Origin of the sequence: Companilactobacillus nuruki (assembly GCF_002872255.1) — a bacterium.
Taxonomy (GTDB): domain Bacteria; phylum Bacillota; class Bacilli; order Lactobacillales; family Lactobacillaceae; genus Companilactobacillus; species Companilactobacillus nuruki.
This window is the reverse complement of record NZ_NIPR01000001.1, coordinates 167,758-181,756: the sequence shown is the minus strand read 5'-3', so window position 1 is coordinate 181,756 and position 13,999 is coordinate 167,758. Positions and strand designations below refer to the sequence as shown.

Annotated in this window: 17 protein-coding genes; 12 read left to right on the top strand and 5 right to left on the bottom strand. The window is 33.8% G+C overall.

The features are described 5' to 3' along the window. Positions 1 to 186 precede the first annotated feature (186 nt). The gene (locus CBP76_RS00905) at positions 187 to 861 is read right to left on the bottom strand and encodes a type 1 glutamine amidotransferase (protein WP_425430292.1); all 675 of its coding nucleotides are present in this window, start codon (positions 859 to 861) and stop codon (positions 187 to 189) included. A 59-nt stretch (positions 862 to 920) separates the two neighbouring features. On the opposite strand from CBP76_RS00905, the gene CBP76_RS00900 reads away from it, so the two are divergent. Next, positions 921 to 2,243: a C1 family peptidase gene (locus CBP76_RS00900; RefSeq protein WP_102195047.1), complete on the top strand. Its 1,323-nt coding sequence runs from the start codon at positions 921 to 923 to the stop codon at positions 2,241 to 2,243. Positions 2,244 to 2,288: 45 nt separating this feature from the next. Here the strand turns inward: CBP76_RS00900 and CBP76_RS00895 are convergent, their stop codons facing one another. Then, on the bottom strand, positions 2,289 to 2,948 hold the full coding sequence (locus CBP76_RS00895; protein ID WP_102195046.1) for an EAL domain-containing protein: 660 nt from the start codon (positions 2,946 to 2,948) through the stop codon (positions 2,289 to 2,291). A 184-nt stretch (positions 2,949 to 3,132) separates the two neighbouring features. On the opposite strand from CBP76_RS00895, the gene CBP76_RS00890 reads away from it, so the two are divergent. Together CBP76_RS00890 and CBP76_RS00885 are read left to right on the top strand one after the other, a co-directional pair. Continuing rightward, a complete protein-coding gene (locus tag CBP76_RS00890) occupies positions 3,133 to 3,873 on the top strand; it encodes a MerR family transcriptional regulator (protein WP_102195045.1) in 741 nt (246 codons plus the stop codon). Between the two features lie 38 nt (positions 3,874 to 3,911). After that, complete coding sequence (locus CBP76_RS00885; RefSeq protein ID WP_102195044.1) at positions 3,912 to 4,364, top strand: CopY/TcrY family copper transport repressor; 453 nt, start codon at positions 3,912 to 3,914, stop codon at positions 4,362 to 4,364. A gap of 64 nt (positions 4,365 to 4,428) precedes the next feature. Here CBP76_RS00885 and CBP76_RS00880 read toward each other — a convergent pair whose 3' ends face one another. Then, positions 4,429 to 4,953, bottom strand: coding sequence for a GNAT family N-acetyltransferase (locus CBP76_RS00880; RefSeq protein ID WP_102195043.1), 525 nt, complete (start codon positions 4,951 to 4,953; stop codon positions 4,429 to 4,431). Between the two features lie 16 nt (positions 4,954 to 4,969). Further along, a complete protein-coding gene (locus tag CBP76_RS00875) occupies positions 4,970 to 5,401 on the bottom strand; it encodes a GNAT family N-acetyltransferase (protein WP_102195042.1) in 432 nt (143 codons plus the stop codon). A gap of 164 nt (positions 5,402 to 5,565) precedes the next feature. Here CBP76_RS00875 and rsmG point away from each other — a divergent pair, with 164 nt between their 5' ends. The 6 genes from rsmG (at position 5,566) to CBP76_RS00845 (ending at position 10,189) form a co-directional block, all read left to right on the top strand. After that, positions 5,566 to 6,291, top strand: coding sequence for a 16S rRNA (guanine(527)-N(7))-methyltransferase RsmG (gene rsmG, locus CBP76_RS00870; protein ID WP_102195041.1), 726 nt, complete (start codon positions 5,566 to 5,568; stop codon positions 6,289 to 6,291). A 130-nt stretch (positions 6,292 to 6,421) separates the two neighbouring features. Beyond that, positions 6,422 to 7,198 (top strand): ParA family protein, encoded by a 777-nt coding sequence (locus tag CBP76_RS00865; RefSeq protein WP_102195040.1) that lies wholly within the window; start codon positions 6,422 to 6,424, stop codon positions 7,196 to 7,198. Beyond that, positions 7,179 to 8,048 (top strand): ParB/RepB/Spo0J family partition protein, encoded by an 870-nt coding sequence (locus CBP76_RS00860; RefSeq protein ID WP_102195039.1) that lies wholly within the window; start codon positions 7,179 to 7,181, stop codon positions 8,046 to 8,048. Before CBP76_RS00865 ends, CBP76_RS00860 begins: the two co-directional genes overlap by 20 nt. 9 nt (positions 8,049 to 8,057) lie before the next feature. Further along, on the top strand, positions 8,058 to 8,321 hold the full coding sequence (locus tag CBP76_RS00855; protein ID WP_102195038.1) for a DUF951 domain-containing protein: 264 nt from the start codon (positions 8,058 to 8,060) through the stop codon (positions 8,319 to 8,321). A gap of 3 nt (positions 8,322 to 8,324) precedes the next feature. Beyond that, entirely contained in the window at positions 8,325 to 9,428 is a 1,104-nt protein-coding gene (gene ychF / locus CBP76_RS00850) for a redox-regulated ATPase YchF (protein WP_102195037.1), read from the top strand. Positions 9,429 to 9,442: 14 nt separating this feature from the next. Next, on the top strand, positions 9,443 to 10,189 hold the full coding sequence (locus CBP76_RS00845) for a DUF1129 domain-containing protein (RefSeq protein ID WP_102195036.1): 747 nt from the start codon (positions 9,443 to 9,445) through the stop codon (positions 10,187 to 10,189). Between the two features lie 133 nt (positions 10,190 to 10,322). On the opposite strand, the gene CBP76_RS00840 is transcribed toward CBP76_RS00845, so the two are convergent. Further along, complete coding sequence (locus tag CBP76_RS00840) at positions 10,323 to 10,658, bottom strand: iron chaperone (RefSeq protein ID WP_102195035.1); 336 nt, start codon at positions 10,656 to 10,658, stop codon at positions 10,323 to 10,325. Positions 10,659 to 10,962: 304 nt separating this feature from the next. On the opposite strand from CBP76_RS00840, the gene CBP76_RS00835 reads away from it, so the two are divergent. From CBP76_RS00835 to CBP76_RS00825, 3 genes are read left to right on the top strand one after another with little or no spacing between them, the layout of a single operon-like run. Then, positions 10,963 to 11,649 carry a response regulator transcription factor gene (locus tag CBP76_RS00835; protein WP_102195034.1) on the top strand — a complete coding sequence of 229 codons (687 nt, stop codon included), beginning with the start codon at positions 10,963 to 10,965 and terminating at the stop codon, positions 11,647 to 11,649. 2 nt (positions 11,650 to 11,651) lie between these two features. Further along, entirely contained in the window at positions 11,652 to 12,746 is a 1,095-nt protein-coding gene (locus CBP76_RS00830; RefSeq protein WP_102195033.1) for a sensor histidine kinase, read from the top strand. A 21-nt stretch (positions 12,747 to 12,767) separates the two neighbouring features. Next, on the top strand, positions 12,768 to 13,997 hold the full coding sequence (locus CBP76_RS00825; RefSeq protein WP_102195032.1) for a D-alanyl-D-alanine carboxypeptidase family protein: 1,230 nt from the start codon (positions 12,768 to 12,770) through the stop codon (positions 13,995 to 13,997). Positions 13,998 to 13,999: the final 2 nt, after the last annotated feature.

The window sequence follows — 13,999 nt, the reverse complement described above, 5'->3', positions numbered from 1 at the left end:
TTAGCAATGGTTCGTCAAGTGGCGGCTATTCAATAAGATATTTAAAAAAGACATAATTTTCCGTATAAAAAAGCGCTGACTTAGTAACTGTTAAATAGTTACTAAGTCAGCGCTTTTTTGAGTTATTATTTTTGTTTCAGAAGATAACTATTCCTAATAAATATAGCCCTTTAAAAGGATTGAATTTTATTTGATATTCGAAGAAACACGTTCTTTGTGAGCAATAATGATTTTATCAGCAATTGCACGAGCAATATTTTCGTTTTTCAAAATAGGACCATGAGAATAACTACCTATAACGTTCTTGTAACGCATACCTTCTTGCTTTTCGTCAGGATTGTTTCCATAACCTTCGATCATTGTTCCAAATGGTTTTAGTTTACTTTTATCATCGAAGTATGTTCTACCACTGTGATTTTCGAAAGCTTTAACTGTACCCCATTCAGTTTTGTATTCAGTATCGCCGATCATTCGACTATCAGCTTTAAAGACGGTATGTAGAGGCAAGATATCTAGACATTGGATAGTTTGTCCACCACTTGTTTCGTAATACTTACCAAGAAATTGATAGCCTCCACAGATGCATAACATTGGTTTATCAGCTTCTATGTAATCTTGAATAGTTTGACGGTGTCTTTTTATATCTGTTGCAACAACTGATTGTTCAAAATCCTGACCACCACCAAAGAATAGGAAGTCATAGTCGAAAGCATTAAACTCCATATCCAAGCTGATATTATCGACTTTAGTGTCATAACCCTTTTCTTTTAAAAGAAAACTAAGGATTTTGACATCGCCGCTATCTCCATAAGTATTCATGAGATCTTCGTATAAATAAGCAATTTTTATCAATTCGGACATAATTTTTCTCCAATATAATTAAAAATATTGTAATATAGTTAAATAACGAGGTGATTGTATTGACAAAAGAAATCAATAAAGAGATTTTAGCAGATTTTCGTGAGAACTTAAATCAAGACGTAACTAATAATGTTCTTAAAAATGCTGTAGCACAAGTTGGAGTTTTTAATGCGACCGAAAATCCAGAGGCGAAAACGGTATTGAATCCATCTTTTAATATTGAAGTAGATACTGGGAAAGTCTCTAATCAAAAGCATTCAGGTCGTTGTTGGTTGTTTTCAGCTTTGAATACTTTGAGAAATGACTTTGCGGTAAAGAATAATTTCAAAGATTTTGAGTTGTCCCAAAACTATTTATCATTTTGGGATCGTTTAGAAAAGACTAATTATTTTTACCAGGAAATTATCGAAACTGCTCAATTACCGATTGAAGATCGAAAGGTCAATTCATTGTTTTCTTCCCCAAATGGAGATGGTGGATATTGGCAATTTGCCGCTAATTTGATCAAGAAATATGGGGTCGTTCCTAACTATGTCATGCCTGAAACAGCGGTTTCTGATAATACAACGGAGTTCAATGATATTTTGGGAAAAATGCTTCGCAAAAATGGTATTGAATTGAGGGGCATGGTGAATAGTAAAGCATCCGATGAAGAAATTGATCAACGTGTCGAGTCGATGCTTAGTGAAGTTTATAAGCTTTGTGTTTACTCATTCGGTGTTCCACCCACTGATTTTGAGTTGTCCTTACGTAATGATGATGACAAATTGATTGCAGAAGAAAATATTACACCAAAAGAGTTTTTAAATCGTTATTTTGATTTGGATGTTTCTGATTATGCAGATGTGACTAATGCTCCTCAAAAGAGCAAAGAATACCATCAAGTTTATGCAATTGAAACTGCTGAGAACATGGTAGGCGGAGATACACAAAAATTCCTTAACCTACCGATTGAACGTTTGCAAGAGTTAGCAATTGAACAATTAAGGGGAAACAATCCTATTTGGTTCGGAAATGATGTTTTAGAAGATTCTGATCGTAAAAATGGCTATTTGATGAGCGACCTTTATCAATATGATAAGTTATTTGGAATCGATTCAAAAATGACTAAGGGTCTTAGATTAGATTATAAGCAAGCTGAACTTTCACATGCAATGACTATTACCGGTGTAAATTTGGTTCAAGGTCAACCAAACCGCTGGAAGGTAGAGAATTCTTGGGGTGAGGATGTTGGAGTTAAAGGATACTTTGTCATGGACCAAAAGTGGTTCGAGGATTACGTTTATGATTTAGTAATCAATAAAAAATATTTAACTGACGCAGAAAAAGCTGAGTATGAAAAGAAACCAGTTATGCTTCCAGCTTGGGATTCATTGGCATAAGAAAAAGCTTACATAGTAGACCATTGGGTTTACAGTGTAAGCTTTTTATATCATTGAAGGTTTGCCGTAAAGATATCCTTGTTGAATATCAATACCAAAATTTTTGGCCAAGATTTGATCTCTATAATCTTCGACACCTTCTAGAACCATATCTAAACAGTATCTTTCAGCCTGTTTTACCCAGAATGATAAATATTCTGGTATTTTGTCAGCATTACCATCCATACGAAGGTTTTGCATAGCAAACTTTATTTTATCTACATATGGTAATGAGTTTTTGATATTGTCATACGTATTAGAACCCGTCCCAACATCATCAAGGACCAATGGAATACCATATTGATGTAATAATAAACTGTATTCTTTAATTTGATCTAAAGGCATAAATTCAGTTAACTCAATTATCAACGAAACAGGATGAATACGTTTTTTTAGTGCGATAATTTCCCCAAGAGTTAATGGATCTTTAGCTTGTTCCTGATTTAAATTAAATGATAAAACCTTTTTGTTTCCAGGATGTTTTTTAATAGTCGATGCAGTTTTTTCAACCAACTCAACTTGATCTGCAATTGAAAGTTCCGTAAAGTCTTGTGGTAAATGCCAAGTCCCTTTGTCTTCTTTACGTAATAACACCTCATAGCCGAAAATTGAGTCATCGCTTTTATCTATTTGTGGTTGAACAAAAAAACTATACTTCGTATGCAGTTCCCCCTAACATGAAATTTGTCGTATTTAAGTATTCTATGACATTTTTATTTTTATATCAATTAAATAAGCAAATTATGCAATCTGTAGCTGAAATCAGTAATCATAACGGCGTTATGAATAAATAATTCTTGCAGGCTACCTAAGGTAATAAACTATAAATTAAATCAAGGAGGTGAGATCTATGTCAGAATATACAACTGGTGAATTAGCAAGATTGACTAACGTCTCAATTAGAACAATCCAATTCTATGATAAGAAAGCTATTTTAAAACCAAGTCATATCTTTGAGAACGGTAAAAGAATTTACACAGAAGAAGATCTTGGACGTTTGAAACTCATAATTCTATTAAAAAACTTAGGTTTAACTTTAAAATCGATCAATGAAATCTTAAACAGCAGGAATTCGTCCAAAGTATTAGACTTATTATTGGATCAGCAATTAAAGATAGCCCAATTAAAAGTGAAAGCTTCTAAGGATCAGATCAAAATGATTGAGAATGTTAAGCATAATTTACCAGAAGTAAATAATATTTCTATACAAACAATTGATGACATAGATAAAATCATGAATAACAAAAAAGCTTTGAGAAAAGTACATGTAAAAATGCTTGTTTATGGGTTACTGATGGATGCAGTCGAGATTGGTAGCTTAGTCTGGGGCATTGCTAAAGGACAGTGGATTCCCTTCGTCTTTGCGATGTTTGTAGCTATTGTTACTGCCATGATGGTAGTGAAATTCTATTTCAACAGGGTCAACTATGTCTGTCCTAACTGTAACTACGAGTTTAAACCAAAATTTTGGGCAGCATTCTTTAGCGGACATAGCCCCAAAACACGTAAGTTGGTTTGTCCTAATTGTGGTAAAAAAGATTACTGTATTGAGGTCTTCGATGAAAAAAGTAATGCCAAAATTGTTAGGTAATGTTATATAATATTTGTCAGTAAGAGAGGAAGTTTTTGATGGATACTGCGGGAAAAAAAGAACAGAAAAAAGTTGAAATTTCTTCAGCTGAATGGCAAATTATGAGAATTGTTTGGACGCTAAACCGTGTAACAAGTTCAGAGATCATTAATCTTATGCAAAAGAAACAAACCTGGTCAGATTCTACTATTAAAACTTTAATTACTAGGTTGACAAAAAAAGAATTTCTTAGTCGTGTAAAAGAAAATGGTCGTTATATTTATTCAGCAACAGTATCAGAACAAGATACGATGGATAAATATGCTAATGGTCTCTTTAACGATTTTTGTGCTCATAAAACTGGTTTGGTTTTAAATGAGCTGATTGATTCGTTGGAGATAAGTCAAAAAGATATTAAAAAATTACAAGTTACTTTAGATAAGAAATTAAAAACAGCCCCTGAGCATGTTAAATGTGATTGCTTACCAGATGGCTGCGATGATATGTGTTAAAATATAGTTCCTTGGCAGGGGCACTGTGCACTCGATCATTAATTTGATTGAGTGTCTTTTTTATTTATATAGTAGTTTTCATAAGTAAATCTTTTTGTTCTTTATCGCCAAGGATAAATGATTGATGATCAAAAACTTTAAAACCAAATTTATTATATGAGTAAATGATTGATTCATCATGTTCCCAAACACTGCTCCAAATAAGATGCTTATGATATTTTTGTGCTTGTTCAAAAGCAAAGTTGATTAATTTGTTTTCTAGGTCCATATATTCAAAATTTTTTCTTAGATAAATTCTGTCAATTTCCAGAGCGTCAGGCCCCATATCTTTTGATTGAGCGGAATTTAAGCTTAATTTTAAGTATCCGGCTAATCTATGATTAAAATAAATGAAATAGAAATGAGAGTTGGAGTTCATCATTTCAACGGCTAGTTGTCCATAATTATAATTATTTTCAGTGTAATCTGTAAAACTGCCATTTTCACTGCGAAAAGAATCATTGAAAGTATTAATACTTAATTTTTGTAACTTTGGTAAGTTAGAATAGGTTATCTCTTCAATATTAATAGGCAAAATATTTAAATTCATCAATATTATCTTCTTTCTAAAAAGTCATCAACATATCCAAATGAGGAATATTATCTTCTAAGTACACATCGGAAATAGCCTTAAAACCAAAGCTGGCATAGAATTTCTGTAAATATGCTTGAGCTTGGATTTGAATAGGTTGATCAGGAAATCTTTGTTTTATTTCATTAATTGTGCTGGCGACGATCTTTTTGCCTAATCCATCTTTACGATATTTTTCAACAACAAGAACACGCCCAAAGGTTATATGATCGCTTTTATCAATAATTCTGGTATAGGCTTTTAATTCATTATTTTCGATTAAGCAGACATGCAGATCATCGTAATCAGAGTCATCGACTTCTTGATATGGACAATTTTGTTCAACAACAAAGACGTCAACTCGAGCTTTTAAAATAGTAATTAATTCTTTAGGACTGAGTTCATTAGTTTTTTTGACAGTAATCATTTTGAACCTCCAAATAAGTAATTATTGGTGATAATAATAAAACTTTATTGTTGCAAATGCAACAATAAAATGAAAAGACTTACCTAAGTTGGCATTGAATTAAGTGCATCAATAATATAGGATAAAAGAGTGTGAAACATGTGTTTCACGAGTGGAGGTATGCTATGAAACCGGAAGAATTTTTTGAAGCCCTAGCTAAACGAGGCATTGAACTAAGTGAGATACAAAAAAATCAATTTGCTACTTATTTTAAGGAGCTAGTTGAAACTAACAAGGTTATGAATTTAACATCAATTATTGAAGAAGATCAGGTTTATTTAAAACATTTTTATGATTCAATTGTGTTGGGATTTGTTGATGAAAATTTGTTACATGAAGAGCTAACTTTGTGTGATGTTGGATCAGGGGCAGGGTTTCCTTCCTTGCCTTTAAAAATAATCAATCCCAAATTGAAAATTACGATTGTTGATTCTTTAAATAAGCGCATTAAATTTTTAGATAGTCTAGTTGAGAAATTAAATTTAGAAAATGTCAGTTTAGTTCATGGGCGTGCCGAAGAGGTTGGTAAGAATCCACAATTCCGTGAATCATTTGATGTTGTTACTGCTAGAGCCGTTGCGGCTATGAATGTTTTGACAGAGTTTTGTTTACCACTAGTCAAAATTGGCGGGCAATTTGTAGCGATGAAGTCTGAAAAAGCTCCAGAAGAGATGAAAACTGCAGAATATGCAATTAAAACCTTAGGTGGAGAGATCAAGAGACAAGAGTCAGTCGAACTTCCAAATGATGCAGGAATCCGTAATTTTATTTTTGTAAGTAAAATTACTAAGACACCAAAGAAGTATCCTCGAAAACCAGGTACGCCTGCTAAAAAACCACTCGTGAAATAATCACTAAGCATTAAATAATATTATAAAAATGATAAGATTATATAGTTATGGCAAAAGCGCCAAGAAGTGATTACCATAGATAAATATTTTGTGAAATTGTGTTAACAATTTTTAGAGATAGGGGAATAAAATGGCACGAAAAATAGCTGTTGCGAATCAAAAAGGTGGTGTAGGAAAAACTACTACTACCATCAATTTGGGAGCATGTTTAACTGACCTTGGTCAAAAAGTATTGATCGTGGATACTGATCCCCAAGGGAATGCAACTAGTGGTTTGGGCATCAAAAAAGCTAACGTAGAAAAAGATGTCTATGATGTTTTAGTCAATGAGTATCCATTAAAGAAGACGATTATTCATACTAAACATAAGAATCTCGATATTGTTCCAGCAACGATTCAATTAGCGGGTGCAGAGATGGAATTAACTACTATGATGGCACGTGAAACTCGATTACGTGCAGGTCTTGAGGAAATTGATAATGATTATGATATTGTTTTGATCGACTGTCCTCCTTCATTAGGACAACTTTCAACAAATGCCTTTACGGCTAGTGATTCGATCATTATTCCTGTTCAAAGTGAATATTATGCTTTGGAAGGGTTAAGCCAATTACTCAACACGATCCGTCTAGTTCAAAAGCATTTCAATACTAATTTAGCTATTGAGGGTGTTTTGATTACCATGTTAGATGCGAGAACCAACTTAGGTGCACAGGTAGTAGACGAGGTTAAATCATATTTTGGTGATTCAGTCTACAAATCAATTGTTCCCAGAAATACACGTTTGGCTGAGGCTCCAAGTTATGGAATGCCAATTGTTGACTTCGATGACAAATCCAGAGGAGCTGAAGCTTATCGTGATCTTGCTAAGGAGGTGTTAAAGCGTAATGGCATCAAGCAAAAATAAAAAGGGCTTAGGAAGAGGAATTGACGCAATCTTCTCTGAATTTGAAGCTATTGATGAAAATAGTGAAACAGTCGTTGATTTATCTATCGACGACATTCGTCCTAATCCATATCAACCTAGAAAAACCTTCGATGAGCATGCTCTGAATGAATTGGCTAATTCGATTGAACAAAATGGGGTCTTTCAACCGATTATTGTTCGTGAAAGTGTTAATGGTTTTGAAATCATTGCTGGTGAGAGACGTTTTAGAGCAAGTAAAATTGCTAAAAAGACAACAATTCCAGCAATTGTTCGTCCATTAAGTGAATCGGGTATGATGGAAATTGCAGTTTTGGAAAACCTTCAACGTGAAGATTTAACACCATTAGAGGAAGCAGACGCATATCAAACTCTGATTACCAAATTGAATTTAACTCAAGAACAAGTTTCAAAACGTTTAGGCAAAAGTCGTCCCTATATTGCTAATTATTTAAGATTATTGAATTTACCAGATGCAACTAAGAAGTTAGTTCAAAATGGTGAGCTATCAATGGGACAAGCTAGGACACTCTTGAGTTTGAAAGACAAAGATCAGATTGATAAACTTGCTAAACGAGCTGTTAATGAGGATTTAACGGTTCGTCAATTGGAACAGTTGGCTACTGAGTCAAAGCATGATAGTAAGAAGAAAAAGAAAGTTGCTCAAAAGTCACCATTCATCAGAGCCACTGAAGAAAGATTAGTTGAAAGATTTGATACTCCGGTTTCAGTTAAAGAAACTCGAAGTGGTCATGGAAAACTTGAAATTGATTTCACAAATACGGATGATCTAAATCGTATTTTAGACATATTAGGAATCCATTTAGATTAGAGGAATTGTATGTTTAAACTTGGAGATATTATCACAATGAAAAAACCTCACGCTTGTGGGGAAAATCGCTGGGAAGTTATTCGTTTAGGTGCGGATATTAAGGTTAAGTGCCTTGGCTGCGGACATATTGTTATGATTCCACGCGCAGAATTTACAAAAAAATTCAAAAAAGTCTTAACTCAAGCTAACCAGGTAAAAACTGAAAATGAAGAACATTATTTGAAAAAATCTCAATTAATGCCACCAAATTTTATTAAAAGAAATGAGGAATAAATAATGGCTCTAACTGCCGGAATTGTCGGACTACCAAATGTTGGTAAGTCAACTTTATTTAATGCTATTACAAAGGCTGGTGCAGAAATGGCCAACTATCCTTTTGCGACAATCGATCCTAATGTCGGAATGGTTGAGGTCCCTGATGCACGTCTAGCAAGAATTGATGCACTGATTCCTGCCAAAAAAGTTATTCATACAACTTTTGAATTTACAGATATCGCTGGTATCGTTAAAGGTGCTAGTAAAGGTGAGGGACTTGGTAATAAGTTCTTGGAGAACATTCGCCAAGTAGATGCCATTGTTCATGTTGTCCGTGCCTTCGATGATGATGATATTACCAGTGTGACAGGTAAAGTTGACCCATTGGATGATATTGAAACAATTAACTTAGAATTAGGCTTAGCTGATCTTGATAGTATCAATAAGCGTTATACACGTGTCGAAAAAGCTGCTAAGAGTGCTAAAGATAAGGAAGCTCAAGCTGAATTTAAGGTGCTTGAAAAGATCAAACCAGTACTTGAAGAGGGCGGAGCAGTTAGATCAATTGATTTTGATGAAGAAGAACAAAAGATTGTTAAAGGATTGTTCCTATTAACCTCAAAACCAGTTTTGTATGTTGCTAATATTGCTGAAGATGATATGGCTGATCCAGAAGCTTCTAAGTATTATAAATTAATTGAAGATTATGCTAAAAAAGAAAATGCTCAAGTTATTGGTGTTTCAGCTAAAACTGAAGAGGAAATTGCTGAATTAGATGATGACGAAAGAAAAGAATTCCTTGAAGCCGAAGGTGTAACTGAATCAGGTCTAGATAAATTGATCAAGGCAAGTTACAAATTGTTAGGTCTTAGAACCTTCTTCACTGCCGGTGGTAAAGAAACACGTGCATGGACATTCAATGAAGGAATGAAAGCACCACAAGTTGCCGGAATTATTCATTCTGATTTCGAACGTGGATTCATTCGTGCCGAAGTAACAGCCTTTAGTGATTTGGATACTTTAGGTAGCGAGAAAGCCGTCAAAGAAGCCGGTAAATTACGTGTTGAAGGTAAAGATTACGAAGTTCAAGATGGCGATATTATTGAATTCCGATTCAACGTCTAACCAGGGGGACTAAAATGTCAGAGGATTTAAGAGAGAAGAATAAGCAAGCTGCTGAGCAACAAAAAGTTAATTCAGCTAAGAATGAGAAAAAAGAAGAATTAAAGAGTGAGATCTATAGCACAGATGCTAATGATCTACGTAAGAAATTGAGTAATAAAAATGCTGAGTATGTTTTTAAGTTAAATAAGTATTTGACAGAAAATGGTTTCAAAGAGGAGGAAGCAAAAGAGGCCATTGATGGTTTGCTTCCTGAGATGATTGACAATCAATATAAAGGTATTCCTGCCAATCAACTTTATGGACCAGTAACTCAAAAGGCTAAGGATATTGTTCATCCAGCTAAAAAGGTCAAGAAAACTCCGTTCTGGGCTTCATGGATTGACACATCATTACTATTCTTCGCATTGTTTGGTGTACTTTATGGAATAGTTGCCTTAACAAGTAAGAAGCAAGATCCAAACAGTCAAACTGGTATCATCACATTGATCGTACTTTCTGCAATGTGGGGTGCATTATTGAATTGGTTCAATACCAAGATGAAATTACCTAAGTCAGAAAGACCAGGTTGGGGTATTACAATCGGCTACATGGTAGTTGGTTTAGCCTTTATGTTCGTCTTCTTGGCTGCTATGACGGTTGTTCCAGCAACAATTAATCCAGCACTTAATGCTATTGGTTACTTTATTGCTGCAGTTGTTGCGTATGGTGTTCGTTTTATATTCCGTCGTACAATGGGCATTCATGATCGTTCATTCTTTTAGATATCCAATTTTCGAATATTAAAATAAAAACTCCTAGTAATCAAAATATGATTACTAGGAGTTTTTATTTTAATCGGAAATCTTTCAAATCTTCTTTGTGTACAGTAAACAATCTTATTAAGATATCGGAATATTAATTTTCCAAATTCCAAACGGCAATTCTTTGAATTAACTTAGTAGGAACTTTGTCCATATCCTTCGGAAATTTTAGGGTAGTTTTTCCACTAAGATAAGTTTTTATTTCATCCTTAAAATGTTCAATTGGTTTATCGGTGGGATAAAAACCAATGTGTTGTTTATTGATGCCGAAGAAACAGACTTGTTTAGGTTGGTAGTAGCCAAGCAATCCATAAGATATTCTGATTTCAGCATCAGGCAAAGCATCTGAAATAATCTGATTCATAGCGATAGCCAATTCTTTGTCTTCAGATGAGGAAAGGCGGTTGAGATATTCTGTTAAGACATCCATATTATTTCACCCTGAAAAATTGAATTAAGCCGTACAATCCATAACCGCTACAAGCAATTTGTAAGATGGTCATATAGATGCCGACTTTTTTGAGATCTAGATTTTTGTCGTAATTTAGTTCATATTGGACGAATAAAATTATGGCTACAGAGAAAATAATTATCAATAAAAATTTCATTCGCTTTTTTAAATATTCCATAAAAACTCACTTTCGTTGTCTAATTAGTAATCTAGTGACTTCTTATTGTATAATACTAACTAGTTGTAGACTTGTAAATATATGTACGCTTGAGAGGTTTATTAAATGAAAATCTTAGTAGTAGACGATGACAAAGAAATTGTAGAACTACTTAGTATCTATATTAAAAATGAAGGTTATGAGCCAATTACGGCCAATTCGGGGCAAGAGGCTCTAGACCAATTGTCCGCTCATAGCGATATAGCGTTAATGGTTTTAGATATTATGATGCCTGGTATTGATGGAATTGAGGTCGTTAAACGAGTACGTAAAAATTCTCAAATACCAATTATTATAGTTTCGGCCAAAACAACTGATATGGATAAGATACAAGGTCTTATTACCGGTGCGGATGATTACGTTACAAAACCATTTAATCCATTAGAGATTATGGCTCGGATTCGTTCACTGCTTCGTCGTAGTACACAACAAACATCAAAAAATGTTCCTGATAAACTCGAAGTAGGTCCTATTACAATCTATAAAGATTCTCATGAGGTCGTTACCGATTCAGGCCAAAAAGTACAGTTAACTGCGCTAGAGTTTGGGGTGCTTTATTTATTGGCTAGCCATCCCAATCGAGTTTTCTCTGCAGATGAAATTTTTGAACGTGTTTGGAAACAGGAAAGTGTCGTCTCAGCTAAGACTGTCATGGTTCATGTGAGTCATTTGAGAGATAAGCTAGAAGAAGCAACTAACGGTGAAAAGGTGATTGAAACTGTTTGGGGCGTCGGCTACAAAGTGGAGGTTTGATTTTGGGTAAAAGAATCAAACTGAATGTAAAAGAAAAAGGTGTCCTCCTTTTTGAGGGAATAGGCACCTTTCTTTTATTTCAGGTAATAAATGTGGTATTAATCAGTAGTATTGGTAAAAATGATTTTTTAAGCAATTTACAAGTCAATTTTCAAATAATCATGTCTGATAGAATTTGGATAATAGGGTTAATCCTTCTTTTGAATCTATTCTTAACGTATCTTATCGTTATAAGTACTTATCATCAGATGGAATTGAATCAGATTAAGCTAGTCCTTCATAAAACAGCAACAGATAATTTAACCAAACCCGTAAAAATCAAAGTGAATTCTAGTTTGCAGAGTATTATTATCAGTTTTAATTTGTTGATATCTAATATGGATCGAAGAGCTGAAGAACAGCGACAGTCTGAAGAGAGCAAGGATGAATTAATAAGCAATGTTAGTCATGATATTAGAACGCCTTTGACATCAGTTATTGGTTACTTAGGTTTGATTGAGAGTAAAAACTACAATGACTTAGGACAAATTCTTAAATATACACACATTGCATATAAAAAGTCTTTAGAAATGCAAAATTTGGTTAATTCATTATTTGAATATGCCAATGTTCAACATGCTACAAGTCGTTTAAGTATGACACGATTTGATATGGCTCAGATGCTAGATCAGTTGTCGGCTGATTTTGAATTGGAAGCTAATAAGCGAGGTATGGAAATCCTTGTTAATTCAAAACCAGAAAAAATTATTATGGAGGGTGATACTGAGAAATTAGGTCGCGTTTTTAATAATTTAATTATGAATGCTTTAAAATATGGAAAAGGTGCAACTCATATTTGGCTAACGGCCGAAAAGAAGGAAACAGAGGTCGTTGTGACAGTTGCTAATAACGGTAAACCTATTCCTGAGGATTCTTTGAAACATGTTTTTGATCGTTTCTATCGAGTAGAAGATTCTCGTTCTAAAAAAACTGGTGGAACTGGTTTAGGGTTGGCCATTGCCCAAAGTATGGTGCAATTACATGGTGGTACAATTGCCGTAACATCAAATGAGGAAAAGACATCTTTTATTAGTCATTTTCCAATTTCTGAATCCTAGGATTTATGTGAGAGGTAAGTAATGAAAAATTTCGTCAGAAAATTAGTGTTGGTAATGTCAGTAGTAATCTTGACGTTACCAATTTTTACATCAACCGTTCAAGCGGAAACAACTGAGCCAGAAATAAATGCAACAGCGGGGATGGTTTTTGATGAACAGACAGGACAAGTCATTTATCAAAAAGACGCTGATGAAAAATTAGCAATTGGTTCGATTACAAAAATAATTACATTGTATTTAGTAACGAAGGCCATCAATAACGGCCAAATTTCGGAAAAAGATCAAATAACACCTACACAAGCTCAGGCATCAATGACACAAAAAAACGAATTAACAAATGTTAGGTTAGATGCTGATAAGAGTTATTCAGTAAAAGATCTATATGATGCTGCTTGGATTGTTTCATCCAATTCGGCGGCTATGATGTTGGCAGATAAAGTAGCAGGAAGTCAGAAAAATTTTGTCAAAAGAATGCGCCAGACTCTTAAAGATTGGGGCATTAAAGGTGCCCAAATTTATAACGTTTCAGGCTTGAATAATTCAGATTTGGATTCTGATATGTATCTAGGGACAAAAGATGGAGAAAACAAACTATCAGTTAATGATATTGGAATAATCGTTAAACATGTGTTGGATCAGTATCCAGAGATATTACAAACAACATCTCAAGCTAAATTATCTTTTCCAGTTGGTAATGAAACGAAAGAATATGAGTCATTGAATTTATTATTGAAAGGTAATCGTGACTATCAAGAAGGATATGAATTTGATGGTTTAAAAACAGGAACAACAGAAGCGGCTGGAGAGTCATTTGTTGGAACATTACCATTTAATAATACTAGAATCGTAACGATCGTTTTAAATGCTCAAGGCGAAAAAGCTGATAAGGATAAACGATTCCGTAGTACTCAAAATCTAGTTCATTATTTAAAAGATAATTATGAGCGTAAAGAAATTCTGAAAAAAAATCAGAGCATAACAATTAATAATAAAAAATATAAGACTTATGAACCGGTTTATACATGGTTACCTAAGAATTATAATGTTGAAGATATTAGTTATAATGTAAGTAATAATAAGTTAGGCTTTACAGCCATTAATGATAAAAAAACAGTCAAAGTTTTAATTAATAGCAATGGTAGCAGTTATTTGCCGTTCAAGAAGACAGATGTTAAAAAAACGATACATAAAAAAGCGGTCCATAAATCTTGGTGGGATCAAATCGTAGAATTTTTTAACCATTTATTTTAGAG